Raw genomic sequence first — 26269 nt, 5'->3', positions numbered from 1 at the left:
ACGATTGAAGAGACAGGGACGCTCGAGTTCAGTATCTACACGTTTGATGAGGACGATCGGACCGAGGAGGAGGTCGTTGAGGGACAAGATTATCGATTTATTATCAATGGTGACCTGGAAGAGGAAGAGGAAGACGAAGAGGAAGGGGAAGGGGAAGAAGACGAAGAGGAAGAGGAAGAGGAAGGGGAAGAAGACGAAGAGGAAGACGAAGACGAAGAGGAAGACGAAGAGGAAGACGAAGACGAAGAGGAAGACGAAGAGGAAGACGAAGAGGAAGGGGAAGAAGACGAAGAGGAAGACGAAGACGAAGAGGAAGACGAAGACGAAGAAGAACAGGTCGGAAATGATGAAATACCAGGATTCGGAATTAGTAGCACCCTTACAGCTCTGGGGGGAGCAGGGTATATGTTGAAACGACGACTGGAAGCCGACGGCTCCGATTAACCGATACGCGCTGTCTATCTTGCAAACCAGTACAGATGTTATATTCATCTGGTAGTTTCTTGACCGAACAGTTCGCAGTCTTAACCAACGGCTGTTTCGGTAGGAAGAGTGTCGAGCTGACAGAGCCACTGAGACCGGAATTCATCAACCGGGTCGACCCGAAAATCAACACTTCGCATTTCGAAGTATTAAACTACAAATTCCGAAGTAAAGTCGTAGAACCCGTTTCCCAGCAACTCTGGAGTAGTTCGGACCGATCAATTGTCGCTATCCTGTAGCCACGCATCGAGACAGGCAACGGCTGCGTCGGCGATGGCCTCGCCGATCTTCTCGGGCGACTCCGAGAGATCCCAGATGTAGCCGTTCGACTGTGTGACCGTCACCCATTCGACGTATCCACCGCGGTCCAGTTCCAGAAGGATCGTTTCGAGGGTCGATTCGTCCAGTCCGTCTCCGAGATATCGTTCAAGTATATCGACAAGTTGTTGTGTCGTAACGAGGACACTCTCGTCGCCAGCGTTGACAGGTTTACTCGGTGATACGACCGGAGTGTCCGGCGATGGGGGGCGCTGTACCATGACGAATTGACAACTATAATTGATCATCAATAAGCTTTCTCGTAGCATCCGAAAGGGAATCGTTCGCAGTACGAACAGACGTCTTAGCAGGGTTGGTTCCCTGACGACGATCCGGACCCAACCTATATGTCGATCCGCGCCGACCGTTCGACCGAACACGTGGCGGATACACCATTCTCCGTGCGCGGATCGCTCTCGCCCGAGGCCGTCGAGGAGTTCCTGCACTCGACTGCCGTCCCGGTCCGGCTTTCCTGTCACCGGCCGAGCGGTGACCTCTGGATGCTCTCGCTGTGGTTTCGATATCGTGATGGCGCGCTGGAGTGTGCGACTGCGGCCTCATCCGACGTGGTTCGCTTTCTCCGGCAGGACGACGCGGTCGCCTTCGAGGTGTCGACGAACGAGCCGCCCTACCGGGGCGTGCGGGGTAACGGCGTCGCGCGAATCGACGCTGACGAGGACAAAGTCCTGCTTCGCGCGCTCATCGAGCGGTATCTCGGGAACACGGAATCGTCGCTCGCACGGAACTTGCTGTCGGAGGATCGGAACGAGGTGAGAATCCGCATCGAGCCCGAAACCGTCTACGGCTGGGACTACTCCGAGCGGATGGCGGACGCAAGCAAAAACGAGAGCTAACCGACCTCAGAGTATCTGCCGCTGACAACTCCCACAGAGGTTCTGCTCTTTCATATCGACTTCCCGCACCGTCGGCGAGAAGTTCATGACACAGCGTTTGTTGTCGCAGTGTTCCAGCCCGAAGGTGTGGCCGATCTCGTGGACGATCTCCTTGCGGACGCGATCGTCGAAGATATCCTCGGAATCGCGTTCGGAGAAGCCGCCATCGCTGGAAGTCTGCAGGCGGTACGTGGAGACGACGCTGCCGTTGCCATCGAGATAGGCGAGCCCGAAGACGTAGTTCCGTTTCCGGTAGAACAGGTCTTTGGGCGTCACCGCGATGTTCTTCTCGCCGGAGCCGATCCGACTGGCGAGTTCGATGAAGTCCTCCGCACGGTACTGGTTGCGGTTCGCGTCGAACGCGCCGTCGGGGATCGGCTGGGGTTCGTGAACGGTGACATCGCAGTCGTACACCGCTCGCAACCCCGCGGACGCCTCGCGCTTGACCCGCGCTGGAACGTCCCCCACCGGCACGACGTCAACGAGCATACCAACCCATAATATCGCGGCGATCATAAACATCCCGCCATGCCCCACGCCGATTCGGCCGCCATCGTCGACCGTCTTGCACGCTTCGACCGAGTGGTCGAGATGGGGGTAGGACGTCGGCCGGACGTCGCCGCGGCGCTCGCCGACTGCGGCGTGGCCGTCACCGCGACCGACGTCACGCCGCGTGAGGTCCCCGAGAGCATCGAGTTCGTTCTCGACGATATTGCCGATCCAGTCCCCGAGATCTACGCCGATGCCGATGCGCTCTACGCACTCAATCTCCCGCCGGAGCTTCATACCTCAGCCGCGAGCGTCGCGCGTGAGCACGACACCGCGTTCATCTTTACGACGCTGGGCGGCGACCCTCCCGCGATCCCAGTCGAGCGCGAGACGCTACCCACGGAGACACTCTACTGGGCGCGCGAGGGGCCGGAGTGAGTCGTTCGCTCGTCCGAACCCGATACGTCCTTACCCCCGGCGGCCGTTCGACCCGGTATGACCGACGCCACGAACGACACAGAGGCGACCGATCTCGCCCCCGATGCCGTCGTGCTGGACATCGACGGCGTGGTGGTCGACGTCGCGGACTCCTACCGGCGGGCGATCCTCGAATCCGTCGAAACGGTGTACGGCGACACGATCGAGAAAGCGGACGTACAGGCCTTCAAGGACGCGGGCGGCTTCAACAACGACTGGGAGCTGACCGATGCTGCGGCTCTGTACGTCCTCGCCGACCGCGAAGGGATGAAGCTGGGAATCACTGGATTCACTGACGCCATCGCCGAGCACGGTGGCGGGCTCGACGCCGCAGAACGCGTCACGGAAGACGCCCTGTCCGAAGCCGACTGGGCGTACGTCCGGGATCGCTGGAACCCCGAACGCCTCCGCGATGTCTTCCAGCAGCTCTACCTCGGCGCGGAGCTATACCGTGATCTGGAAGACGGTGAACCGGACGCCGAGACGCGTGGCTACATCCACGACGAGCCACTCCTGCTCGACGCGGCGACACGCGAGCACCTCGTCGAGCACTACGACGTGGGCGTCGTCACCGGCCGTCCGGAAGCCGAAGCCGAGATTGCTCTGGATCGGGCCGGGCTCGACGTCCCACCCGAGCGCCGGTTCACGATGGACGACTGGGAGGACGGGAAACCACATCCCTACGCGTTGACGACGCTCGCGGAACGGTTCGACGCCGACAGCGTGGTCTTCGTCGGGGATACGCTCGACGATGTCCGGACTGCGGTGAACGCTGCCGATGTCGATCCGGAGCGGGAGTATCATGGTGTCGGCGTGTTGACCGGCGGGCTTTCGGGGGCGGGTGGACGAAAAAAGTTCGCAGATTCCGGGGCGACTGCCGTGATCGATTCGATCGGTGACCTGCCCGGGCGGCTAGATTGCGATCGACCCTGACCGAACGATCGCAGTTGACTGGCACGCAATTCAGGACGGATTGTGGAGAGACTGTGGAGTAACTTCGGTCGGATGTTGGAAATCCTTCATGTCTGGCTGGTCCTTGCCAGCAAATGGATATGTCTGACAGTAGACGACGAACGGTACTGAAGACTGCAGGTGGAATCGTCGTAGCTGGCTCTCTGGCGGGGTGTCTCGGTGACGAGACCGAACCGGCTGGAGGCCCCGAAGACGAGGAGGAGCCCGACGAAACGGAAGACCCGGACGACGATGCGGAGACAGACGAACCGGACGGAGAGGCCGGCCTCCGCGTGGCCCACCTCTCGCCGGACGCGCCCAACGTCGACGTCTTCGTGGACGGTGACACGGTTCTGGAAGACGTCCCGTTCCGGACCGTCAGCGAGTACCTCGAACTCCCTGCCGGGACCTACCGAATAGAGGTCACGGCGGCGGGCGATCCGGACGCGGTCGTCTTCGACGAGGACGTCGAGGTACCGGCCGGTGATTTCACCGCCGCCGCGCTCGGCGAACTGGCCGAGGAGAACGAGCCGTTCGGCGTCGACGTGTTCGAGGACGATCTCTCCGATCCGGGCGAGAACGCCCGGGTCAGACTCGTCCATGCCTCGCCGGACGCGCCCAACGTCGACGTGACCGTCGACGGCGAGCCGCTGTTCGAGGACGTCGCCTTCGGCACGGCCGGAACGGTCGAAGTCCCGCCCGGCGATTACAAGCTCGAGGTCAGGCCCGCGACGCCGGACACCGACGGGGACGTCGTCGACAACTTCAAGCTCTCGGTACAGGCCGGAACGGTCTACAGCGCCTTTGCCGTTGGCTACCTCGACCCTGACGCCGCGCCCGCCGACGTCCCGTTTGCCCTCGATGTCGTCGTCGACGCGGAGTTCGACGTGGATACCGACGAGGAGCCGGGTGAGACCGACCTCCGTGTGGCCCACCTCTCGCCGGACGCGCCCAACGTCGACGTCTTCGTGGACGGTGACCCGGTTCTGGAGGACGTCCCGTTCCGGGCCGTCAGCGAGTACCTCGAACTCCCTGCCGGGACCTACGACATCGAGATCACTGCAGCAGGCGATCCGGACACGGTCGTCTTCGACGAGGCAGTCGAGCTCTCCGAAGGTGCGTTCACCGCGGCTGCGCTCGGCGAACTGGCCGAGGAGAACCAGCCCTTCAGTGTCGAACTGTACGAGGACGACCTGTCCGATCCCGGTAAGGACGCCCGGGTCAGGCTCGTTCACGCCTCGCCTGACGCACCGAACGTCGACGTGACCGTCGACGGCGAGCCGCTGTTCGAGGACGTCCCCTTCGGCGCGGCCGGAGCCGTCGAGGTCCCCGCTGGCGAATACGAACTGGAGGTCAGGCCGGCAACGCCGGACACCGACGGCGATGTGGTGGCGGCATTCGACGTCGACCTGGCGGCCGGAACGGTCTACAGCGGCTTTGCCGTCGGCTACCTCGACCCCGACGCTGCGCCCGCCGACGTACCGTTCGATCTGGACGTCGTCGTCGACGCCGACTGATCGGGCCCCTAACAGGGGCCTCTGTTTGGGCGGTAGATCAGGGATCGCCGCGTTTCGTTGCCGGTCACGCAACCCTTTTTATCCGCTCGGCCTACCCCACGAGTATGCGAATCGCGCTACTCGGCGGGACTGGCGATATCGGTCAGGGACTGGCGCTGCGCTGGGCGTACGACACCAGCCACGAGATCCTGATCGGGTCGCGCACGCCCGAGAAAGCACGGACGAAAGCCGAGGAGTACGAGACCGAACTCGACAGCCGCGGCGTCGAGACGACGATCAATGGCTTCGAGAACGCGATGGCTGCCGACCGCGCGGACGTCGTCGTGCTTGCCGTCCCCCCATATCACGTCTCTGACACGGTCGAGGAAGTCGCGGACAGGCTCGACGACGACACGATCCTTGTCTCCCCCGCGGTCGGCATGAAAGGTGACGAACACGGGATGCACTATCACCGCCCCGGCGCTGGCAGCGTAACCGCTGTCGCTGCGGAGGCGGCCCCCGAGGGACAGCCGGTCGTCGGCGCGTTCCACAACCTCGCCGCGGATCGACTCGCTAACCTCGACGTCGAACTGGATCTGGACACCCTCGTTGTCGGCAACGACGGCGACGCCAAGGAGACGGTCCAATCACTGGCGGAGGCCATCGAGGGCCTGCGCGCGCTCGACGCCGGTCCGATCGAAAACGCCGCGGAAGTCGAGAGCATCACGCCGCTGGTCATCAACATCGCGAAGTACAACGACGGGATGCACGACGTCGGCGTCCGATTCCTGTAGCTGTTGGTCGAAGCACAAAGTTTTCACTACAGGAACATGATCGGTAGAGTATGGTCCCCTCCCACGCCGCCTTCATCACGATCCATCCGATAGAGTACATTCTTCTGCCCGTCCTCCTGATCGCCGGGGCACTCAGCGGGTTGAGTCTCGTCGATCCGGAGCTGGCGTTCAGGTACGAGAATATCTTTCAGCTACGGGACGTGGAACTGTCCGGGTTTGGCGTCACGTTGCAGGTGCTCGGGGGGGCTCTCGGGCTCCTGATCGGTGGGCCGTACCTGTATTTGCAGGAAATTCCGTTCGGCGTGCTCAGCGCAGTTGCCTTCTACGGCAGTGCCCTGGTCGTGATGGTTGTTCACTGGCCACCAGACCTCTAAGCGAAATAAGAAAGTCGTTCAGGCACCCGCGGATTCGAGGGCGTCCTCAATGTCCTCGCGCTGGGTGACGCCGACGAATCGCTCGACGATCCCCTCTTCGTTCTCGACGATCAGCGTCGGGAGCGAGCGAACCTGATACTCGTTGGCGATGTCTTGCTGTTCGTCGACGTTGACCTTCTCGAGGTCGAAGCGGTCTTCCCACTCTTCTTCGATCTCTTCGAGGATCGGGTCCTGCGTCTTGCAGGGGCCACACCAGTCGGCATAGAAGTCTTTCAGCGTTACAGTCATGCTACGTACATCAGGTGTTTCAGGGCTGCGCGCATAAGGGTTTCCCACTTTTGCTCTCTCGATGCACGGTCGAAGATCGGGGGTCGAAAGACTTAGTTACCCCGGACTACCAGTATCGAGTATGAGTGGCAGCAGCGGTGAGAATTCGGGCGGGCTGATGTCCAGTGCGGGACTGGTCCGCTACTTCGACGCGGAAGATAGCAACGCGATTCAGATGGACCCCCGGACGGTCATCGTCGTCTCCGTCGCGCTCGGCATCTTCGTCCACATGCTGGGAATCTGGGCCCACGGCATCAGTATTTAATTTCTGCCCGACAGCCGAAGACGCGTGGTTTTTGCCGTTCAGATTCTAACACCACCCAATGAGTCTTACTGCTGGCGTCCTTGCCGTGCAGGGCGACGTGAGCGAACACGTCGACGCGGTCGAGCGCGCCGCCCGCGATATCGATGAATCGGTGACGGTTCGAGAGATCCGCTCTGCCGGGGTCGTCCCCGACTGTGACGTCCTCTTGCTCCCCGGCGGCGAGTCGACCACCATCTCGCGACTGATACATCGTGACGGGATTGCACCCGAGATCAGCGAGCACGTCGCCGCGGGCAAGCCCGTCTTCGCGACCTGTGCCGGGCTGATCGTCGCCGCCGAGGACGCGGGCGACGACCGCGTCGGGACGCTCGGTCTCCTCGATGTGACTGTCGAGCGCAACGCCTTCGGCCGTCAGAAGGACAGTTTCGAGGCACCGCTGGATATCGACGGACTGGACGATCCCTTCCCCGCAGTGTTCATCCGCGCGCCAGTGATTGACGCAGTCGGCGAGAACGTGGACGTGCTCGCATCGTGGGATGACCGACCGGTCGCTGTCCGACAGGGGCCCGTTGTCGGCCTTTCGTTCCACCCCGAGCTAACCGATGACAGCCGTCTTCACTGGCTCGCGCTGTTCGAAGCGATCGACGGCGGAGAGTGACCGTCCCGCCGCCAGCGGGACGTGGACTTTTCTCCCTGCGGGTCCTGGGACGTAGTATGAAGGCGAGTATCGATGCCGTCCGGGTCGCCGGTACACGTGAGGGGCCAGTCGCCGTCGTCGTCCTGTCGGTCGAAGACGAGAGCGACGTCCTGCCGATCTTCATCGGGTTCGAGGAGGCCGCGAGCATCGCCCGCGGCATCGATGCCGAGGATATCGGACGGCCGCTCACGCACGATCTCCTGCTCGATATCGTCGAAGAACTCGGCGGGCGCGTCCGTCACGTGGAAGTGTCCGCAGTCGAGGACGGCACCTATATCGCCGATCTACACATCGACACCCCGCGTGGCGAGACGACGATCGACGCACGGCCGAGCGACTCGCTCGCGCTCGCCTCCCGAACCAGCGCCAGCATCGAGATTTCTGCGGACGTGTTCGCCGATGGGTCCCGGCCCGCCGAGGAGTTCGAGGAACTGGATCCGCTCCAGGACGTCGCCCAGCTGGCTTGACATCTTCCCACGGCTGAAGCCGTGGGCTCTCTCCTTCAAACTCTGTAGCGGGGCGGAGACGGACCACTTTAGACGCTCGGTGCCGACTGCCCGTATATGAGTGAGGACGTACTCGACGAGCTGTTCGACGTCATCGAGGACCGGAAGAAAAACCTGCCAGAGGGATCGTACACGACGTCGCTGTTCACCCACGAGAAAGGGGAAAACGAGGTCTTAGAGAAACTCGGCGAGGAGACCACCGAGTTGATTCTGGCCGCGAAAGACGACGACACCGACGAGATTGCCTACGAGAGCGCGGATATCGTCTATCACCTGCTCGTGTTGCTCGCGATGAAAGACATGAATGTCGAGGACCTGCGTGCGGAACTCGCCGAGCGGCGATAGTTACGTTTCTCTATTTGAATTGGTGAAAGCAACTTGTTGGCAGATTAATTGCTTTTGATATTAGAAAAATATAAAGTGTTCATCCCCATCGATGATGATGGATATGGAGCTACCCAGACGAACGCTGCTGAAAGCAACTGGCGCATCGATGGCCGCCGGTGGAGCGGTCGCCACGACTGGTACCGCCGCGGCTGATCCGTCCGACACGTGGGATCCCGCCCACTCGACGAACTACTCCAGTTCGAATCGTGGAACAAACGATATCAACTGGATCGTCGTTCACGTTACGGTCGGTGAGTACTCCGGCGCGATCAACTGGTTCAAGAACCCCGACGCGAACGTGAGTGCCCATTACGTGATCCGGAACTCCGACGGCCACACGACGAAGATGGTCGACGAGAGCGACGTCGCCTGGCATGCTAGCGGATTCAACTCGAACTCGATCGGGATCGAACACGAGTGGACCGAGTCACAGGGGTTCATCTCCGATACCATGTACGAGCAGTCCGCCGAGATCATCGAGTATCTCGCAGACCAGTATGATATCCCGCTGAACTACTACCGCGACCACACAGTTCCGTGCGACGCCAGCGGTGGGATCATCGAGCACCGCCATGCTCCTGCGGACAGCCACTGTGGATCGTCGAACCAGACGGCCTGCCCCGGTCCGGACTGGGACGGCGACCGCCTCATGGAGTTCGTCGGCAGCACCGGTGGCGGTGGCGGTACAACGTTCGAGGATGGACAGGCAATCCACGCGAATACGACGGTCAACACGCGCGAACGCCCCGGTATGGGCGACGACGTAGTCGCGACGCTCGAGGAGGGCGACGTGGGGAAAATCGTCAACGGACCTGTCGAGGAGGACGGATACACCTGGTGGGGTATCCACTGGACCGATGCCGGCGTCTGGGGATGGAGTGTCGAACAGCTCATCGATGCCTGCCCACTGTTCTGTCATGGGACCCGGGTCGAAACGACACAGGATCTGAACGTCAGGGCGGGACCAAGCCTCGCTGACGACGTGATTCACACCGTCCCTGGCGGGCAGACGGGCGAGGTGACTGCCGGGCCACAGTCTGACGGGCACTATCAGTACTGGCACGTCGAATACGACTCCGGTGTCGAGGGCTGGTCGATCGCTGACGAGGGACGTCTTGTAGTCGAATAGTTCCGACTACTCCTCCAGACAGATCTCCACGAAGTTCCGGAGGATCTGTACCCCCGTCTCTCCACTCTCCGTTCAGCCACCGTTTTCGGCCTCGGGTTCGCTCAACCCGCGAGCGAACCGCTCGCCGAAACCCGTGGGCGCAAAAGCTGCTCGCTCACTGGCTCGCTCGCAGTACTACTCCTCCAGACAGATCTCCACGAAGTTCCGGAGGATCTGTAACCCCGTCTCTCCACTCTTTTCAGGGTGGAACTGCGTCCCAAAGACGTTGCCCGCCTCGTTGGCAACGATGCTCGGGAAATCGAGGCCGTAGTCGGTCGTGGCGACGATCGCCGCCTCGGAATTCGGCTCGGCGTAGTACGAGTGGACGAAGTAGGCGTACTCCCCGTCGACGGAACTGTCAGTTCCGTCTGCTCGTTGCGTCTCCGACGCAACGGTGTCGATTCCCTCGACGAGTGGATGCTCGCGCTCGACGTTCAACTCGTTCCAGCCCATCTGGGGAACTTTCTGGCCCTGATCGAACTTGAGGTTCGTGCCGGGGATCAGATCGAGACCCCTGACGTCGCCTTCGCCCGCGTGATCGGCCTCCTCGCTGTCGGTCAACAGCATCTGCATGCCGAGACAGATGCCGAACAGCGGCTGGCCGCGCTCGGCCGCCTCGTGGAGCGCCTCGCGGTACGGTCCGGCGTTCTCGACGCCCTCGCGGAACGCGCCGACGCCGGGGAGGACAATCCCGTCCGCCGTCTCGAACGCGTCGGGATCGTCAGTGATCTCGACTGTTGCGCCCACGCGCTCCAGCCCGCGGGTAACGCTCCGCAGGTTCCCCAGACCGTAGTCGACGACGACGACCGAGGCGGTCTCGGTCTCCGTCACGTCCGTCTGCTGGCTCATACCAACGCTTTGCTTTCGGTCGGGAAGTTCCTTCCGTTTCGTACAGATATCGCTCCGGAAACTCGGAGCGGAATGTCCAGAAGGAACTAGCCCCGATCAGCTACAGCGGGCGATCGGCCGTCGTCACGTCACCCGAACTGAGCGTCCACCAGACCGCAAGCAGTGACAACACGGCGACGAGTGCAGCGCTTCCCGAAACCTGCGCCATCTCCGTCGGACTTGCCGGGAGCCGGAGCTGAAGCATCGTCAGGCCGAGAACGACTGTCCCCGCGCCAGCAGCGGCGGCAATGCGTCGTTCGGTCCCGCCTAACTCGGCACCGTCCCAGCTCCAGAGCGCCAGCGCGATCAGCGCGCTGAACGCGACAAGCCCCACCCCGTAGTAAGCCATGTGGAGACGCATCGAGCCGACGCTGATCACGAACGGCGTCGCGACGGCGAAGGGGGGAACGAGCCCAGCTACTGCGAGCGCTGCGAGCCGGGGCGGACGGTCGAACCGCGATTCGAGGGACCACGCGGTCGCTGCGATGACCAGCGCAAAGATGAGTATCGCCGTCACGAAGTGGGCGGTGAGATACAGCACCTCGTACTCGAGGACGGTCAGGCCGCCGAGAACGATCTGTGAGGGGAGGATAGCGACCGCCGCAGTCAGCGCGTAGCGAACCCGTTTGGACCGTCCCCCACGCCATGCCGAGACGGCCAGCCCAAGCAGGAGGAAGCCGGTCGGCATCGCCACAAGTCGGTGGAACCACTCGATAAAGCTCGGCCAGTTCGCCGGGAACAGCCCCAGCCAGCCATCACACAGCGGCCAGCGCCCCTCGCAGGTCAGACCGGCACCGGCAACGGCGGTGTAGATGCCGATCAGGATCAGCGAGAAGGTGAGTCCGGCGGCGACCGTGAGCAAGCGAGGGAACGAGAACAGCCCGTCCTCATCAGGGCCTGCTGTCTCCGAATCCGTCATTATCGGCACTCAGGGTTTCGCGTACTTAGACCTGACCAAATTCGGGGCGATCGTGGGCGTCACCGAGCGGCTTCGACGTTCCTAATAGTCCTGCCGTTGATGTCCGGGGTATGCGAGAGGACCGTCTGAACGCGTATCTCGAATCGAACGACGTAGACTCCGTCTGGTTTGCCCGCCCGAACTCGTTCGCGTGGCTTACCGGTGGGAACAACGTCGTCGACAGGGCAGGCGATATCGGCGTCGCCGCCGCAGGCTACGATGGTGAGGATCTCGTCGTAGTCACGAACGATATCGAAGCGGAGCGGCTTCGCGACGAGGAACTGGCCGAGGAGGTCGATGTCGTCGAGTTCGAGTGGCACGCCACCTCGCTCGCGGAGGCGGTCGCGGCGGAAGCCGACGGCCCCGGGGCAGCCGACTTCGAGGTCCCCGGCTTCTCGTCGGTCGATGCCCGCGAACTCCGACAGCCGCTAACCGAGAGCGATATCGACGCGTACCGCAGTCTCGGTCGGGAAACGGCAGCAGCGATCGAGTCAGTGGCTCGCGAACTTCAGCCGGGCGACACCGAGCGGGAAGCGGCAGCGGCCCTGCGGGTCGCCCTGTCGGCCCGCGGGATCGAGGCACCTGTCGCGCTCGTCGGCGGTAGCGAGCGCGCCCAGAAGTATCGTCACTACACGCCACAGCCGGTCGAACTGGGCGAATATGCGCTGCTGTCGGTGACCGCAGAGAAAGCGGGGCTTCACGCCTCGTGTACTCGGACAGTCGCGTTCGATCCCCCGGAGTGGCTCGACGAGCGCCATGACGCCGCCACGACGGTCGAAGCAACTGCGCTCGCGGCAACCCAAGCCGCCGGGCAGCCTGCTGAGGAGGGGACCGCAGGCGACGTCTTCGCGGCGATACAGGACGCGTATGCCGCCGTCGGCCACGAGGGCGAGTGGCGCGAACACCATCAGGGCGGGGCCGCTGGCTTCGCCGGACGCGAGTGGATCGCGACGCCCGGCCACGACGCGCCGGTACACACGCCGATGGCGTATGCCTGGAACCCGACCGTGCAGGGTGCAAAGAGCGAGGATACCGTACTCGTCACCGACGACGGCTTCGAGGTGCTGACAGAAACCGGCCGGTGGCCGACGACCGAGGTCGACGCACACGGCTATGACGTGACCGTCGACCGCCCGACGATTCTGGACAGTAACGAAGAATAATCACATAACAAAAACCCACTATACGCCGCCTCTTACTGCGTTTTTCGACAGCTGTCGATTGCACTGTTCGATCAACTTTTTACGCTCCGGTGTGAGGGTACATATCTCATGGGAATGGACGAGGACTCACTGGAGTATCACGAGGAAGAACCGCCGGGAAAGATCGAGATATCGACGACGAAGCCGACGAACACTCAGCGCGATCTTAGTCTGGCGTACTCCCCCGGCGTGGCGGCACCGTGCCGGGAGATCCGCGACAGTGCAGAGGATGCGTACAGATATACGGCCAAAGGAAATCTGGTCGGCGTGATCTCGAACGGTTCTGCCGTACTTGGACTGGGCGACATCGGTCCAGCGGCGTCGAAGCCCGTCATGGAGGGCAAAGGCGTGCTGTTCAAACGGTTTGCCGATATCGACGTGTTCGATATCGAGCTTGATCATTCGGATCCCGAGAGTTTTGTCGAGTCGGTCGCCGCAATGGAGCCGACGTTCGGCGGTATCAACCTCGAAGATATCGCTGCGCCGGACTGTTTCGAGATCGAACAGCAGTTGAGCGAGCAGATGGACGTCCCCGTGTTCCACGACGACCAGCACGGGACGGCGATCATCAGCGGTGCAGCCCTGTTAAACGCCTGCAGAGTCGCAGACAAAGACGTTAGTGATCTGAAGGTCGTCTTTTCGGGAGCCGGTGCGAGCGCGATTTCCACCGCCCGGTTTTACGTTTCGCTGGGAGTCAAACGCGAGAACATTCTGATGTGTGACTCCTCGGGAATCATCACCGGGGGCCGGGTAGAGGATGGCGAGATCAACGAGTACAAACAGGAGTTCGCCCGCGACGTGCCCGATGGGAATCTCGCCGACGCGCTGGAGGGGGCCGACGTGTTCGTCGGGCTGTCGGTCGGCGGGATCGTCAGCCAGGAGATGTTGCGCTCGATGGCCGCCGATCCGATCGTCTTCGCGATGGCGAACCCCGATCCGGAGATCAGCTACGAGGACGCCAAGGCGGCCCGCGACGACTCGGTCATCATGGCGACCGGCCGCTCTGACTACCCCAACCAGGTCAACAACGTGCTCGGCTTCCCGTTCCTGTTCCGCGGCGCGCTCGACGTCCGTGCCAGCGAGATCAACGAGGAGATGAAAGTCGCGGCCTCCGAAGCGCTGGCCGAGCTTGCGCGCCAGGACGTCCCGGACGCCGTGGTGAAAGCGTACGGCGACGAACCGATCCAGTTCGGCCCCGACTACATCATTCCGAAGCCGCTCGACCCGCGGGTGCTGTTCGAGGTCGCCCCCGCCGTTGCGGAGGCTGCGATGGACAGCGGCGCGGCACGCACCGAGATCGATATCCCACAGTACGTCGAGCAACTGGAGGCCCGCCTCGGCAAGTCCCGGGAGATGATGCGGGTCGTCCTCAACAAGGCAAAGAGCAACCCACAGCGTGTTGCGCTGGCGGAGGGCGGCGACGAGAAGATCATCCGTGCGGCCTATCAGTTACAGGAACAACAGATCGCCGAGCCGGTGTTGATCGGCAACCGCGATCAGATCGAGCGCACGGCGCTCGATCTCGGTCTGGAGTTCGACCCCGAGATCGTCGATCCCGAAAAAGACGACTACGAGGAGTACGTCGACCGGCTCTACGAACTCCGCCAGCGCAAAGGCGTCACCAGAAGCGAGGCCGAAGATATGATCCGGGACAGCAACTACTTCGCGTCGGTGATGGTCGAGTCCGGCGACGCGGACGCAATGCTGTCGGGGCTGACCCACCACTACCCCTCCGCGCTCCGTCCGCCGCTACAGATCGTCGGCACCGCAGAGGATGCGGAGTACGCTGCGGGCGTCTACATGCTGACGTTCAAGAACCGGGTCATCTTCATCGCCGACGCGACGGTCAACCAGAATCCCGACGAGGACGTGCTGGCCGAGGTGACCGAACACACCGCCGAACTCGCCCGGAGCTTCAACATCGAACCGCGTGCGGCACTGCTCTCGTACTCGAACTTCGGGAGCGTCGACAACGAGGGGACGAGCAAGCCCCGCGAAGCCGCACAACGGCTCCAGGAGGACCCAGCTATCGACTTCCCGGTCGATGGCGAGATGCAGGCCGATACCGCCGTCGTCGAGGAGATGCTTCACGGCACCTACGAGTTCTCCGACCTTGACGAACCGGCCAACGTGCTCGTCTTCCCGAACCTCGAAGCGGGCAACATCAGCTACAAACTGCTCCAGCGGCTCGGCGGTGCGGAAGCCATCGGCCCGATGCTCGTCGGTATGGACAAGCCAGTCCACGTCCTGCAGCGCGACGACGAGGTCAAGGATATCGTGAATCTGGCCGGGGTTGCGGTCGTGGACGCACAGAACGAGTGATACCCTCACCCGCCTGAAGACGGGATGACTCCCGAGCGTTGGGTAATAAACAGTCGTGGTCAGTCGCTCGCGTGTCGATCCGACCGTGACGGCGGTGGGAACTCGCCTGTCGACGACTCGGCGGCACCGGGCAGCACACAGCGGTCGGGTTCGTGGTTGACGTGGGCGTACTGGTCGGGCGCGTTCGCAAGCGGATGTGCCGGATTGTCCTCGCTGTTGATGCGGGCGGCCCGCACTTCCCCGAAGCCCGAGAGTCGGGCGCGGATTCCCCGCCAGTGGTTCGTCGTGTTCTGTGGCGGCGAGAGCGGATGCGGTGGCTTGCCGTCGGGATGCTGCGTCGCGAGGATGGCGTTGTTGACGTTTCCGGCGAGCTCGTCGTGGTCGACGAGGACGCCGACGCGCGCGTTCGGTGGGGAGCGAGTGGCCAGCACGTCGAGCCCGAGATGGAGCGCCCGATACTCGGCGACGTTGTTGTCCGGGACGGGCTGTGGGAGCGACAGTCTCGCTACCCGTTTTCCTTCCCGTGTTTCGATTACGACGCCGAGGCCGCCGCTCTCCTTGCGATAGGAGCCGTCTGTCGCCACGTAGAAGTCTCGATGGTGAGTCCGTGGCGGGTGCGCGATATGCGGCGTCGGTGACTCGTCGAACAGGTCTCGCAGTGCGGGCCGGCCATGCGCGGCCATACTAGTCCCCAGAGCGCAGGGCAACTTAAGTTCACGGGCGGACGGCAAGTGAAGCCGGGCAAAACATGAACCGGGGAGGAAGGGCGACAGGGGGTTATTGCTGCTTGTGTGGATAGCCAACGAGCAATGCGAGGGCGTTCAGAGCGAGCAGTCCGAGGAACGTCAGCACTTCACCGCCGGTATCGAGACCCGTTGCCAGCATCGGGACGTGGAGGAACGGGAGCACGACGGCGGTCCAGAAGCCGACGGCGTAGATCCGATCAGCTAGTTGATCGGCGAACCATTCCCGAAAGCTACCGGTAGTGGACTCGCCTGCGACCGATCCAGTCTCGTGTTGAATGGAGGGGCTTGACATGAGTTTCCCAGCTCTGTTTCCACCAACGAGGTACTGTATCTTATAGGGGGCTGAGCGTTTCCGCTATTTCGAGCCGTTTTACTCCATCAAACAGGCCCTATGATGTTTTATAAACTCCTTAGGATCGTTTAGAATTTTTAAAAGAGGCTCTGAGGAGGTAATCCGAGATTATACTCTAATCGAGTTATATACGTCAGAACGTCAGGTCAACTGAGTGATATATTGCGCATCCTCGTCTTCGATTATAATCGTCGTGGATACGTCCCCGTCCCGTGTCGTTACGGCGTGTTCGTACTCGCCGGGATCGACGTCGGTCGGAACCTCAAACGTAACCGTCTCACGTTCGCCACCGCCGAGTTCGACCGTCTGAGTCGCCTGCTCGCCACCATCGAACACGTAGTCGACCGTTGCCGTCCCGTCGTCGCTGCCCGTATTGTGGACCGTTGCCTCGACGACGCCCTCGTCGCCGCGATCGACCCGTTCGGGCGCATCGATACCGTCGATTTCGTACTGGGTGTCCAGTACGGTAATCGTCACCTCGTCGCTCGGGAACGTGTGCGTTGTCGTGTTCGCGCGTGTGAGCGTGACCGGAACAGTCCCGGCCTCATCGAACGTCAGAGAGGTGGTTCCCTGCCAGTCGAGCCACGCGGTGCGATCGTCCACGGAGAGTGTACCGGGAACCGGCTCGTCGGTATCCGTTCGGATGCCCGTAAACTCGACCGCCTCTCCGCGCTCAACCGTCGTCTGGTTGGGCTGAAGGGCCAGCGGTGCCTCGTGTCGGGCGAATCGGACCGTCTCCGTCACCGTCTCGAACGTCTCGCTGTCGGTATCGGGCGCAGTGGCCGAGATATCGAGCTGTGTCGCACGATCCGCGGTAAGTGATAGCACCCCTTCGTCGGCAATTCGCTGCTCGCCGTCGACATCGACGGTCGCGTTGATCGGTTCGTCAGTATCCGATCGGCGGATCTCAATCGTCACATCGTCGCCGACTCTCGGCTCCTCAATATCCTGGGAAAGCGATAGTCCGACCGTTCGTGGCTCGACCGAGATCGTCGTCGGTCCGTCGCGGAACGTCTCTGTGTCAGTATCAGAGACCGATCCGGTCGCCTCGAAAGTGCCACTCTGGCCGAACGGAATGGTAACACGTCCGACCTCGTTCGTCTCGTGCTCCTCGCCGTTGACGGTGATGCTGCCGGAGACCGCCTCACCGGTGTCCGATCGCTGGAGGGAGAACGTCACCTCCTCGCCCGCAGTGATCTCTTCCTCGTCGGCGTCGAGCGAGAGGTCGATCTCGAATCGCTCGACCGAGATGATCATGGCGTCGGAAATATATCGAGTCAGGTCAGTCCCTTCTCGCTCGGCCCGGACGGTGAACTCCCCGCCGCGGTCGAAAGTAACAGTAGTTTGGCCCGTCCCGTCGAGATCGTACTCCGTACCGTCAACCTGCACCGTGGCGTCTGTCGCGGCCGTCCCGTTCTCGTAGCTAACTGTGAACTCGGCAGTGTCACCGGGAGTGATCTCGCTCCGATTTGCCTCGACGACGAGCTGGACCTCTTCGGGCCCGTCGTCGCGCCAGTCCTGGACCGGGAACACCGTCCCGTCATCGTCGCCGTCGTCGAGGACCGGCGTAGCGCCGAACCCGAGGACGCCAACGGTGAGTGTTCCGAACACGAGCACTGCGATGGCGATAAGAGTGAGATCACGCCGGGGATCGTATCCGTCGCTGTCGGCCCCGAGCGTGCGCCGGCCGGTCATGTGAGATCCTCGGCTGGGAACCTCGTTCAGCGAGTTCACGTACTGCACCGGATACGTAGGCACACGTTAAATGCGTTCGGACGCGAGTGGTTCCCGGTCGACCGGCGGCAGGATTTCTTTGCTGGCGGCAAAGTATAGTATGGTAGAGCCTGAAGGTAGACAGGCTATGACAGAGGAGCCGGACGACGAGCGGGACCCGACCGTGCTTACACCCGAAGAGCTCGAGCTGGAAGCGGACGCTGGCGTCGAGCAGATCGAAGAGAACCGGTTCGTGGTCAGCCCGTCAGGCGAGCCAACTTCTTCTGCAGACGAGTCCGGGCCGTCGGCACCCGATACTGGACCTCGGGAGTATGCTGCGTCGGAGAGCCAGCAGGGGGCGGGAGAGCCCGAGAAGACAGCCGCTACCGCTGCTCGTGAGCCGGACGAGACGTCGTCCGACCCATCCTCACGGCGGGACGGCTCCGCGTCGGAGGAGCGACACCATGAACTGAACGGTGAGACGGCCTTTTCCCCTGCGGCACGCGGAGCTGCGCTGGAACATATGGACCGCTCACATGCCATCGACGTGTTGCTGAAGACCGACGACGGGATCGCCGAACGACGGATCGCCGCTGACGACCGGATTACTGTCTTCGAGGAGCTTCTCACCTGGTACGCCAGTACGATCGACGACGATAACGCGCCCGCAGCGACGATATCGGCGCTACTTGCCGAAGCTGATCTCAATTCGTGAGTCGTGTTAACTCGCCATCCGCTGGTTCGGTATTCTCATATAGGATCCGTTAGATTGAGCCTCTCTAATTAGGTACGCAACTTATTCTTGCGTATCTACTAGGGAGTTATAACTTTCAATATCCCACTTATGAATATAGGAACCATTCTGGACGAATTGGGGTTGGACGCGCTCTCGCCAGGCGGTCCAGACGACCCCGATGCTGGCCCACAGGAGCCGCTGGACGACGAGGAAGAAGAGGAGGATGAAGGCGAGGAGGTCACCGAGGAAAGAGAGTCCTCGTCGTCCGGCGGGCTATTCGGCGGTGGTGACGACGGAGCGAGCGAACTCACCGACGATATCGCCGATATCGAGCACGAACTCGACGGGGTCCGTAATCAGGTCGAGCAGAACAGTGCCAGTATCGATGGGCTTGAAAGCGAACAGGTGAACGTGGGCGAACGACTAGATAGAATCGAAGAGCACAACGCGACCCTGCTCGGCGTCTACGATCACCTCACGGAGAGCGTCAATCCGTTTACCGGTGACTGGGAAGGCGATATCGAGCAACCTGACGAGTCCGAAGCGAAGTTCGGCGTTATCCCCGGCCCCGAAGACGAGACTGAAAACGAGGATGAATGGGACACCGAGACGGAAGAGACTGATCCCGGCCAGTCCAGTGAACGTTCCCCGGAGCCGGAACCGACGTTCGAGCCAGCATCGGAACAACCGGTTCGAACGACAGCCACGGAGCCGACATCCACATCAACACGACCGCCGAACACCGATGACGGGCCGTACCTGACGCGGTTTGCGGCCACCTACGCGACCGAGGTATTGCTCATGGAGTGGTTGACAATGCTCGTCGATCGGTCGGGACAGGAAGGCGCACTGAAAGCGCTCGACCATTACGACCGGATCGACTGGATCAGCGAACCAGTCAAGCGGGATCTTGAGGTCATGCTCAGCGGCGCGCACTGTGACCCCGATACGCCGCCACGAAACGATCTCAATACTGACGTTCACGATCGGAGTTTCAAATATATCGCCAGACTCTCACAGCAGGCACAACTGGAGCAGTCGGAGCAGGTGAGGTGACGGTAGATGGGATTTAGCACCAGTGCCGCGGTCGCAGTCGTCGCGATCGGCGCGCTCATCAGCCTCGGACTGTTGTATCCCGCCGTCGAGGGCTCCACCCTGCAGATATCGGAGGCAAGCGATGATCGACAGGATCGTATCATCGACGCGAGGAACAGCGGTGTCGATATCCACTCGGCGACCTATGACGATTCGGCCGACAGTTTGACGGTCCACGTGGACAACTCCGGGACAGTGACACTCGACGTATCGAAGACTCATCTCCTGATCGATGGCGAGCTTCCGGCCGAGCGGACGACGTGGGTTGAGGGCGACCAGGACCGCGATCTGTGGGTCGGCGGTGAGCGCCTCGAAATAGAGGTGTCGAACGTCGAGACGGCTCCGGACAGAGTCGTCATCGCTACGCAGACCGGCGTACAGGACTCGACGGACGAGATCGAGACTGAGGAGGGAAGCTGACGTGGCAAGCGTTTCCGTGTCCCATCTGATCATCTTCATCGCCGCGCTCACCGTGGCCGTCGGCGTTGCGACGACGCTGACCGTCAACGTCGAAAGTATGAGCGTCTCACTGGACGAACGCGGCGACAGTGTCGCTCAAGATATCGAGACTGATATCAGTATCATCAGCGACGCTGGAAGTCCCGACTCGATCTACTCGACCGACGAGGACGGCAACGGCGAGGTCACCCTCCTCGTAAAAAACACCGGAAATCGGCCGATACATACGGATAGTGGTGATATCGACGTGCTGATCAACGGACAGTATCAGAACGGTATCGACATCGAGGTGATCGGCAACGAGGGCTCTACGTTGTGGGCCGAAGGGAGCGTGGTACGGATGACTATGAACGAACCCCTCGATGCCGGAGATCACCGGGCAACAGTGCGGGTCAGATCTAACGAAGATACGCTGCGGTTCTATCTGGATGGATAACTCATGGTAAGCCTATACGAACTTGGACTTGAAGAGCGTGATCGGGTCAACCCGGCCTTCGGTGGCGGGTTTCCGAAGGGAAGTATCGTACTGCTTGAAGGGAGCCACGGCGCTGGCAAGAGCGTGTTCGCTCAGCGGTTCTGTTATGGACTCTGTGAGAGCGATACGTATGTCACCTACGTCTCCGCGGAGCTGACTGCGGGCGGCCTCATCAAACAGATGGGATCGATGGATTACGATATTGTCGATCACCTGCTCCGCGAACAGTTGCTGTTCTTGCACGCGGATGTCGACACACGGGACACGATTAACCAGCGACCGGGGCCCGAAGAAGCGGGCGGACGAGAACTCATCACGAAGCTCATGCAGGCCGAGACGATGTGGGAAAGCGATGTCGTTATTTTCGACGGGTTCGATGCTATCTTGCTTCATGACCCCCACTACGAGGCGATCAGCGAACACGGTGACGCCGATGACATCATGCAGAATATGATCACCTACTTTCGACAGATCGTCAGTCAGGACAAAACGCTGATCCTGACCGTCAATCCGGATTCGCTGTCCAGGACGGCCCTCCGTCCCCTCCGGAACGCTGCTGATGTCTACCTCTCGCTGGAGATGGAAAGTGTCGGGAGCGAAGTCCGACGCAACATCGTCGTCAAGAAGTTCGCGGAGATGGGCAATCAGGTCGATGACAACATCGGCTACGCGGTCCAGTCCGGCCGCGGGATCACGATCGTGACACGGACGGTGGCCTGAGATGACGGAGCTCGGAACTGCGAACCTGTCAGGGCAACTTGGCGCGCTCGCAAATGAGCACCCCCATCTCGACGAGCATCTCGAACACTATCGGGATATCCACGGGGAGTATCCGATGTATACCGAGACGCTGGAGGACGAACACGAGGTCGCCAGACCGAACGTCATCTACCCTACCCAGAGTGAGCATGCGGTCTTCTGTCACGTTCACGGCGATGTCGGCCAGCCGTTGACGTACTACGTTGTCGAACCGACACTCAATGCCGACGAACAGGCCGTTTTCGACGACGTGCGACAACGGATCCTCGAAAAGAGCGTCAACAAGCCCGCCCCGAGCGACGACGAGCAGTTCATCGAGCATATCGACGAACTACTCGACAGCGTCACACACGTCGGCGGGGTCGCGACCGGCGCGCTCCAGCAACTCCTCGGGACGCGGATCACCGTCGCGCCCGACACCTACCAGAAGATCCGCTACCAGCTACAGCGCGATATCGTCGGACTCGGACCGCTGAATCCAGTGATGCAGGACCCACAGAACGAGGATATCCACGTTATCGGGACCGACCAGTGTTACGTCGATCACGGCACGTACGGGATGTTGCCCACGACGGTCGACTTCGGGACGCCCGCGGAGTTCGAGAACTGGCTACGGAATATGGGCGAGCGGATGGACACGCCGGTCAGCGACTCGAACCCGATCATCGACTCGACGCTGCCCGACGGCTCGCGTATCAACATCATCTACTCCGATGACGTGTCGGTGCAGGGTCCCTCGCTGACGATCCGGCAGGGCGACGAGGTTCCACTGTCCGTGCTCCAGATCACAAAGTGGGGGACGCTCTCGCCGAAACTCGCCGCCTACCTCTGGCTCTGTCTCGAAAACGAACAGACGGTTTTCGTGGTCGGAGAGACTGCCTCGGGGAAGACGACGACGCTAAACGCGATCACCTCGTTCATCCCACGCGACTCGAAGATCTATACTGCGGAGGACACCGCCGAAGTCGTTCCACCGCACGATACCTGGCAGCAGTTGCTCACCCGCGAGGGCCAGGGCGAAGACTCCAGTTCCGACATCGACCTGTTCGATCTGGTCGCCTCGGCGCTCCGATCTCGCCCCGACTACATCATCGTGGGGGAGGTTCGAGGTGCGGAAGGACAGATGGCGTTTCAGGCCGCACAGACTGGCCACCCCGTCATGCTCACGTTCCACGCCAGCGATATCGTTTCGATGATCCAGCGCTTTACTGGCGAACCGATCAACGTCCCCGAGACGTTCATGGACAACTGCGACGTCGCGCTGTTCCAGAACAGGGTCAAACAGGGCGACGATGTCTATCGGCGGGTTACCAGCGTTCAGGAGATCGAAGGCTATTCGAAACACGACGGCGGTGTCGTGACCCAGCAGGCCTTCCGGTGGGATCCCCGCGACGACGAGATCGTCTTTACCGGGATGAACAACTCTCACGTCCTCGAAAACCAGATCGCGGAACTGCTCGGATACGAGAACACCCGCGACATCTACGACGAACTGGACCGACGTGCACAGATCGTCGAGCGCCTGATCGAGGCGGACGTCCTCGAATACGAGGAGGTCAACGATGCGATCGCGACGTTCCAGCGCGATGGGGTCGAGGCACTGCCGATCGACCTGACGGGACTTACCCCGTCGCCGCAAGCAATCTAGTGAGTGACACTATCGCCTGGCCGAACCAGTCGATGACGGTGCCGACTCGGCGGTCGGGGAATAACGTTTCATACCTGGGATACAATGGGTCGACAGGACGCCCGTGACGGATATCAATGAGCTCTGACAACGCAACAGCGACCACCCGCAATACGGAGGAGGATTCCTCCGTCGACCTCAAGGAGGCGGTGCGGTCGCTGTTGATGGCGTACGAGGGGATGGAGATGTCCGTCCAGCGGTACCTCCTCGTCATTCTGTTTCCCTCGGTCGTCTTCGGGATCACGGTCGCCGTCCTCCCGTTTTTTCTTCCCGTGCCTGGCATCGCTACCGGCCCATTCCTGGTTCTTGGGCTCTTCCTTCCGTTCATCGCCCTCGTCTATCCGAAACTGCGGAACGACCGACAACAGAAGGAAGTGCGGGACCAGTTCCACCTCTTTATCACGCATATCACCGTGCTCTCGACGACCAACATCGATCGGGTCGAAGTGTTCCGGACCCTCTCAAAAGAGGAGGATTACAACGCTATCGCGACCGAGATGGGCCATATCGTCGCACTGATCGACACCTGGAACCTGAGCCTCGACGATGCCTGTCGGTTTCGCGCACGACGCGTCTCCAGCCCGCTAATGCAGGACTTCCTCGAACGCCTTGCCTACACAGTGGGCGCAGGCCAGCCCATGAGTGACTTCCTGATCAACGAGCAGGACAACATCCTCCAGCACTACAAAGTGCGTTACGAGAACGAGCTCGAACGGCTCAACGTCATCAAAGACGTCTACCTGTCGGTGATCAACTCGACCACCTTCGGCCTCGTCTTCGCGATCTTGCTTCCCTTCCTCATCGGCATCGACCCGATGATCGCGCTATCAGCAGTGTTGACGCTGTACCTGTTCGTACAGATCACGTTCATTTACGTGATGAACAACGTCGCTCCGCAGGATCCGGTCTGGAGTTACTCCGATGATATCGCGCTGGAACGGAACATCCGACTTCGGATCTCGATCATCGTCAGTGTCGGGCTCAGCCTCCTGCTGATGGCGCTGACATACCTCGCACTCGATGGGGTCCTGCCGGTCGGGACTGATTTCCCCGAGCCGATCTACATGGCCATCCCGTTTACCCCCCTGTTGATCAGCGGGCTCGTCATGCGCCGGGAGGAAAAACGGGTCAAAAACCGCGACGACGAGTTCCCATCCTTTATTCGCGCGCTCGGCGCGGTCGAGAGCGTCAAACAGAGCTCGACGTCGTCGGTACTCTCCTCGCTTCGCCGGAAGGACTTCGGCTCGCTCACGGAGACGATCAACAACCTCTACTTGCGGCTGGCCATGCAGATCAACTCGACGCTCGCGTGGAAGTACTTCGCCGCCGAAACCGGCTCCTACCTCATCCAGCGCTTTAGCGACATGTACGTCGTCGGGCGACGCATGGGCGGCGAGCCGATCCAGCTCGGCGAGCTTATCGAGAAGAACTTCACGCAGGTGCTGAACCTCCGCCAGATGCGTACCCAGGAGACCGGGACCATTATCGGCGTGATCTACGGAATCACCGCGACGAGCACCTTCGCCTTCTTCGTCGGGCTCGAAATCGTTCGCCTGCTCCAGGATATCACGGACGACCTCGAACTCGGCCAGGCAGGACTGGGTGGCCTGCTACACCCACAGGTATACGACATCGATCAGGTCCGGTTTTTCCTCTTTATCGCTATCCTGCTCAACGCGATGCTATCCTCGATGATGATCCGTATCATCGACCGGGGCCACTCTCTGAGCGCGCTGAACCATTTCGTCGTCCTCGTCTGGATGAGCGTCATCATCGCCGTCCTGACGCGGTATCTGATGACCTCGCTGATTGCGGTGTGATTGGACAGATCATTTGGATCGCCAACCATTATGGTGATTGAATACGTCAAACTATATTGTGGTGATTCAATGAGCGATACCGGTGGGGGGCCGAAACAACAGGAGTACGGTGAGGCTGAAATCAACGATCGCGGCCGTCTGACGATACCGAAAGCACTACGAGACGATCTTCGACTCGATGGGGGGACGCGCTTTACAGTCCTTCGGGACGGTACCGAAATCAGGCTCGTCCGACAGCTCCCCGAACTGGAGACTGTCTCGTCGGGAAAATCACGCGACGAATGGGGGGAGGACGCGTTTCGAGATGCGGGTGAAGCGACGTTCGGGGGGCGATAAATGCGGATACTCCCTGATGTCAACGCGCTCTCGATCCAACTTATCGACGACCATCCGGGCCACCCGTACGTGGCGGAGCGACTCGTTCCGGCACTACACGGCGAAGAGACGCTGTTGTTGTTCGGCTATCTTTCACTCCGAGTGCAATGGGTGCTTGAGGATCTCGGTCTGTCGACAGTCGATGCTCGAAACGCAGTGAGTTCGTTATTGCAGTATCCGGTGGAGTGTGTAGACTCGACGCCAGACATTGTTCTCGATGCCTACGAAATCAGTGCGGAAAAAAACCACGACGTATACGATTGCTTTTATATCGCGCTTGCACGTCAAGCAGATGCTGACGAGATTGTTACGACGGACAGGGACTTCGAGGCTCTGTGTGACGATGAGACGTTCGAGTACACCAATCCTGTCCCCGAGGACGTGCTGTCGGAGTTCCTCCAGGTGTGACACCTACGTCCGACGCTACTCCTCGCCCATCTCGCCATCCACCGGTTCCTCGTGGTGGTCGTGACAGTAGTCGCTATCACCGAGTGCGGGCCGTGTACACGGCTCGCCATCCTCATCGGTTGCCGCACACTGGCTGTCCTCGGGGACGCCGCCGTCGTCGCTACCGCCGATCCCGGCGTTCGAGCTGACACCGTTCTGCCCGAGGCGGAGCGTCGTCAGGTCCCGCTCGATGCTGTCGCCAGCGATGGCGGCGACGTATTCGAGTGATCGAGCGTGGCCCTCGTAGGGTGTCTCCGCGAGCGCGTCAATACTCGTCTCGTCGCCGTCATCGTCGTCCGAGAGTTCCTCGACCGAGAGCCCGCGCACGTAATCGACCATCCGTCGGTACACCTCGCTGCTGATCCAGCCGGCGTCCCTGTAGAATCGCAGGGATCGGATCGCGCCACTCGAACCGAACTCGTTGCCGAGGTATCGCGCCCAGGCCATCGCAGTCACCTGCTCTGCCGCCGTCCCATCGAGCGAGTCCAGGTGCGGAGTGGAACTGCGCCCGGTCACGCTGTCTCGTCGACTCATACTCACTCTCCTCGAATACTGGTTGAGCCGGTTTATCCCTTTCCCCAAATCACTATTTTGGTCCGATTCCGAGGCT

32 protein-coding genes are annotated in these 26269 nt (G+C 61.3%); 23 read left to right on the top strand and 9 right to left on the bottom strand.

Annotation, left to right across the window (positions count from 1 at the left end; all coding sequences use genetic code 11):
- The coding region (locus tag AArcSt11_RS13525) for a PGF-CTERM sorting domain-containing protein (RefSeq protein ID WP_250597829.1) at nt 1–444 on the top strand (444 nt) is incomplete at its 5' end.
- A 257-nt stretch (nt 445–701) separates the two neighbouring features.
- Here the strand turns inward: AArcSt11_RS13525 and AArcSt11_RS13520 are convergent.
- Complete coding sequence (locus AArcSt11_RS13520; RefSeq protein ID WP_250597827.1) at nt 702–1022, bottom strand: hypothetical protein; 321 nt, start codon at nt 1020–1022, stop codon at nt 702–704.
- Nucleotides 1023–1148: 126 nt separating this feature from the next.
- Here AArcSt11_RS13520 and AArcSt11_RS13515 point away from each other — a divergent pair, with 126 nt between their 5' ends.
- On the top strand, nt 1149–1655 hold the full coding sequence (locus AArcSt11_RS13515; protein ID WP_250597826.1) for a pyridoxamine 5'-phosphate oxidase family protein: 507 nt from the start codon (nt 1149–1151) through the stop codon (nt 1653–1655).
- Between the two features lie 6 nt (nt 1656–1661).
- Here the strand turns inward: AArcSt11_RS13515 and AArcSt11_RS13510 are convergent, their stop codons facing one another.
- The gene (locus AArcSt11_RS13510; protein ID WP_250597824.1) at nt 1662–2183 is read right to left on the bottom strand and encodes an archaemetzincin family Zn-dependent metalloprotease; all 522 of its coding nucleotides are present in this window, start codon (nt 2181–2183) and stop codon (nt 1662–1664) included.
- Nucleotides 2184–2222: 39 nt separating this feature from the next.
- Between AArcSt11_RS13510 and AArcSt11_RS13505 the strand changes: the two genes are divergently transcribed.
- From AArcSt11_RS13505 to AArcSt11_RS13485, 5 genes are all read left to right on the top strand, one after another.
- Nucleotides 2223–2621, top strand: coding sequence for a UPF0146 family protein (locus AArcSt11_RS13505; RefSeq protein ID WP_250597822.1), 399 nt, complete (start codon nt 2223–2225; stop codon nt 2619–2621).
- A 57-nt stretch (nt 2622–2678) separates the two neighbouring features.
- On the top strand, nt 2679–3593 hold the full coding sequence (locus AArcSt11_RS13500) for a TIGR01548 family HAD-type hydrolase (RefSeq protein WP_250597820.1): 915 nt from the start codon (nt 2679–2681) through the stop codon (nt 3591–3593).
- A gap of 119 nt (nt 3594–3712) precedes the next feature.
- On the top strand, nt 3713–5128 hold the full coding sequence (locus AArcSt11_RS13495) for a DUF4397 domain-containing protein (protein ID WP_250597818.1): 1416 nt from the start codon (nt 3713–3715) through the stop codon (nt 5126–5128).
- Nucleotides 5129–5232: 104 nt separating this feature from the next.
- Nucleotides 5233–5901: an NADPH-dependent F420 reductase gene (npdG, locus tag AArcSt11_RS13490; RefSeq protein ID WP_250597816.1), complete on the top strand. Its 669-nt coding sequence runs from the start codon at nt 5233–5235 to the stop codon at nt 5899–5901.
- Nucleotides 5902–5951: 50 nt separating this feature from the next.
- Nucleotides 5952–6275 (top strand): hypothetical protein, encoded by a 324-nt coding sequence (locus AArcSt11_RS13485; protein WP_250597813.1) that lies wholly within the window; start codon nt 5952–5954, stop codon nt 6273–6275.
- A gap of 18 nt (nt 6276–6293) precedes the next feature.
- Here the strand turns inward: AArcSt11_RS13485 and AArcSt11_RS13480 are convergent, their stop codons facing one another.
- Nucleotides 6294–6563 carry a thioredoxin family protein gene (locus tag AArcSt11_RS13480; protein ID WP_250597812.1) on the bottom strand — a complete coding sequence of 90 codons (270 nt, stop codon included), beginning with the start codon at nt 6561–6563 and terminating at the stop codon, nt 6294–6296.
- 121 nt (nt 6564–6684) lie between these two features.
- On the opposite strand from AArcSt11_RS13480, the gene AArcSt11_RS13475 reads away from it, so the two are divergent.
- The 5 genes from AArcSt11_RS13475 (at nt 6685) to AArcSt11_RS13455 (ending at nt 9586) form a co-directional block, all read left to right on the top strand.
- Nucleotides 6685–6867, top strand: a complete 183-nt coding sequence (locus AArcSt11_RS13475) for a preprotein translocase subunit Sec61beta (RefSeq protein ID WP_250597811.1) — start codon at nt 6685–6687, stop codon at nt 6865–6867.
- Nucleotides 6868–6925: 58 nt separating this feature from the next.
- A complete protein-coding gene (gene pdxT / locus AArcSt11_RS13470) occupies nt 6926–7525 on the top strand; it encodes a pyridoxal 5'-phosphate synthase glutaminase subunit PdxT (protein WP_250597810.1) in 600 nt (199 codons plus the stop codon).
- Between the two features lie 56 nt (nt 7526–7581).
- Nucleotides 7582–8031 carry a bifunctional nuclease family protein gene (locus AArcSt11_RS13465; RefSeq protein WP_250597809.1) on the top strand — a complete coding sequence of 150 codons (450 nt, stop codon included), beginning with the start codon at nt 7582–7584 and terminating at the stop codon, nt 8029–8031.
- 96 nt (nt 8032–8127) lie between these two features.
- On the top strand, nt 8128–8415 hold the full coding sequence (gene hisE, locus AArcSt11_RS13460) for a phosphoribosyl-ATP diphosphatase (RefSeq protein WP_250597808.1): 288 nt from the start codon (nt 8128–8130) through the stop codon (nt 8413–8415).
- A gap of 103 nt (nt 8416–8518) precedes the next feature.
- Nucleotides 8519–9586, top strand: coding sequence for an N-acetylmuramoyl-L-alanine amidase (locus AArcSt11_RS13455; protein ID WP_250597807.1), 1068 nt, complete (start codon nt 8519–8521; stop codon nt 9584–9586).
- 174 nt (nt 9587–9760) lie between these two features.
- Here AArcSt11_RS13455 and hisH read toward each other — a convergent pair whose 3' ends face one another.
- Nucleotides 9761–10474, bottom strand: coding sequence for an imidazole glycerol phosphate synthase subunit HisH (hisH, locus tag AArcSt11_RS13450; RefSeq protein WP_250597805.1), 714 nt, complete (start codon nt 10472–10474; stop codon nt 9761–9763).
- Between the two features lie 100 nt (nt 10475–10574).
- Entirely contained in the window at nt 10575–11432 is an 858-nt protein-coding gene (locus AArcSt11_RS13445; RefSeq protein WP_250597803.1) for a COX15/CtaA family protein, read from the bottom strand.
- A gap of 110 nt (nt 11433–11542) precedes the next feature.
- On the opposite strand from AArcSt11_RS13445, the gene AArcSt11_RS13440 reads away from it, so the two are divergent.
- Together AArcSt11_RS13440 and AArcSt11_RS13435 are read left to right on the top strand one after the other, a co-directional pair.
- A complete protein-coding gene (locus tag AArcSt11_RS13440) occupies nt 11543–12634 on the top strand; it encodes a M24 family metallopeptidase (RefSeq protein WP_250597802.1) in 1092 nt (363 codons plus the stop codon).
- A 108-nt stretch (nt 12635–12742) separates the two neighbouring features.
- Nucleotides 12743–14995: an NADP-dependent malic enzyme gene (locus tag AArcSt11_RS13435; protein ID WP_250597801.1), complete on the top strand. Its 2253-nt coding sequence runs from the start codon at nt 12743–12745 to the stop codon at nt 14993–14995.
- 59 nt (nt 14996–15054) lie between these two features.
- Here AArcSt11_RS13435 and AArcSt11_RS13430 read toward each other — a convergent pair whose 3' ends face one another.
- The 3 genes from AArcSt11_RS13430 to AArcSt11_RS13420 all read right to left on the bottom strand — a co-directional run bounded on the left by AArcSt11_RS13430 (nt 15055) and on the right by AArcSt11_RS13420 (nt 17788).
- The gene (locus tag AArcSt11_RS13430; RefSeq protein WP_250597800.1) at nt 15055–15678 is read right to left on the bottom strand and encodes a reverse transcriptase-like protein; all 624 of its coding nucleotides are present in this window, start codon (nt 15676–15678) and stop codon (nt 15055–15057) included.
- A 94-nt stretch (nt 15679–15772) separates the two neighbouring features.
- Complete coding sequence (locus AArcSt11_RS13425) at nt 15773–16033, bottom strand: DUF8028 family protein (RefSeq protein ID WP_250597799.1); 261 nt, start codon at nt 16031–16033, stop codon at nt 15773–15775.
- A 201-nt stretch (nt 16034–16234) separates the two neighbouring features.
- On the bottom strand, nt 16235–17788 hold the full coding sequence (locus tag AArcSt11_RS13420; RefSeq protein WP_250597798.1) for a CARDB domain-containing protein: 1554 nt from the start codon (nt 17786–17788) through the stop codon (nt 16235–16237).
- Between the two features lie 166 nt (nt 17789–17954).
- Here AArcSt11_RS13420 and AArcSt11_RS13415 point away from each other — a divergent pair, with 166 nt between their 5' ends.
- From AArcSt11_RS13415 to AArcSt11_RS13375, 9 genes are all read left to right on the top strand, one after another.
- A complete protein-coding gene (locus AArcSt11_RS13415) occupies nt 17955–18521 on the top strand; it encodes a DUF7500 family protein (RefSeq protein ID WP_250597797.1) in 567 nt (188 codons plus the stop codon).
- Between the two features lie 129 nt (nt 18522–18650).
- Entirely contained in the window at nt 18651–19598 is a 948-nt protein-coding gene (locus tag AArcSt11_RS13410) for a FlaD/FlaE family flagellar protein (protein ID WP_250597796.1), read from the top strand.
- A gap of 6 nt (nt 19599–19604) precedes the next feature.
- The gene (arlF, locus tag AArcSt11_RS13405) at nt 19605–20057 is read left to right on the top strand and encodes an archaellum stator protein ArlF (RefSeq protein ID WP_250597795.1); all 453 of its coding nucleotides are present in this window, start codon (nt 19605–19607) and stop codon (nt 20055–20057) included.
- 1 nt (nt 20058) lies between these two features.
- On the top strand, nt 20059–20532 hold the full coding sequence (arlG, locus tag AArcSt11_RS13400) for an archaellum stator protein ArlG (protein WP_250597793.1): 474 nt from the start codon (nt 20059–20061) through the stop codon (nt 20530–20532).
- A 3-nt stretch (nt 20533–20535) separates the two neighbouring features.
- Nucleotides 20536–21291 (top strand): archaellum protein ArlH, encoded by a 756-nt coding sequence (gene arlH / locus AArcSt11_RS13395; RefSeq protein ID WP_250597791.1) that lies wholly within the window; start codon nt 20536–20538, stop codon nt 21289–21291.
- Nucleotide 21292: 1 nt separating this feature from the next.
- A complete protein-coding gene (flaI, locus tag AArcSt11_RS13390) occupies nt 21293–22978 on the top strand; it encodes an archaellum flagellar ATPase motor FlaI (protein WP_250597789.1) in 1686 nt (561 codons plus the stop codon).
- Nucleotides 22979–23094: 116 nt separating this feature from the next.
- Nucleotides 23095–24837 carry an archaellar assembly protein ArlJ/FlaJ gene (gene arlJ / locus AArcSt11_RS13385; protein WP_250597786.1) on the top strand — a complete coding sequence of 581 codons (1743 nt, stop codon included), beginning with the start codon at nt 23095–23097 and terminating at the stop codon, nt 24835–24837.
- Between the two features lie 69 nt (nt 24838–24906).
- On the top strand, nt 24907–25173 hold the full coding sequence (locus tag AArcSt11_RS13380) for an AbrB/MazE/SpoVT family DNA-binding domain-containing protein (protein ID WP_250597784.1): 267 nt from the start codon (nt 24907–24909) through the stop codon (nt 25171–25173).
- A complete protein-coding gene (locus tag AArcSt11_RS13375; RefSeq protein ID WP_250597782.1) occupies nt 25174–25620 on the top strand; it encodes a type II toxin-antitoxin system VapC family toxin in 447 nt (148 codons plus the stop codon).
- Between the two features lie 15 nt (nt 25621–25635).
- Here AArcSt11_RS13375 and AArcSt11_RS13370 read toward each other — a convergent pair whose 3' ends face one another.
- Complete coding sequence (locus tag AArcSt11_RS13370) at nt 25636–26193, bottom strand: FlaD/FlaE family flagellar protein (protein WP_250597781.1); 558 nt, start codon at nt 26191–26193, stop codon at nt 25636–25638.
- Between the last annotated feature and the right edge of the window lie 76 nt (nt 26194–26269).

This window comes from Natranaeroarchaeum aerophilus (assembly GCF_023638055.1).
Taxonomy (GTDB): Archaea; Halobacteriota; Halobacteria; order Halobacteriales; family Natronoarchaeaceae; genus Natranaeroarchaeum; species Natranaeroarchaeum aerophilum.
The sequence above is the reverse complement of the archived record's forward strand: the minus strand, read 5'-3'. Positions and strand labels throughout refer to the sequence as shown.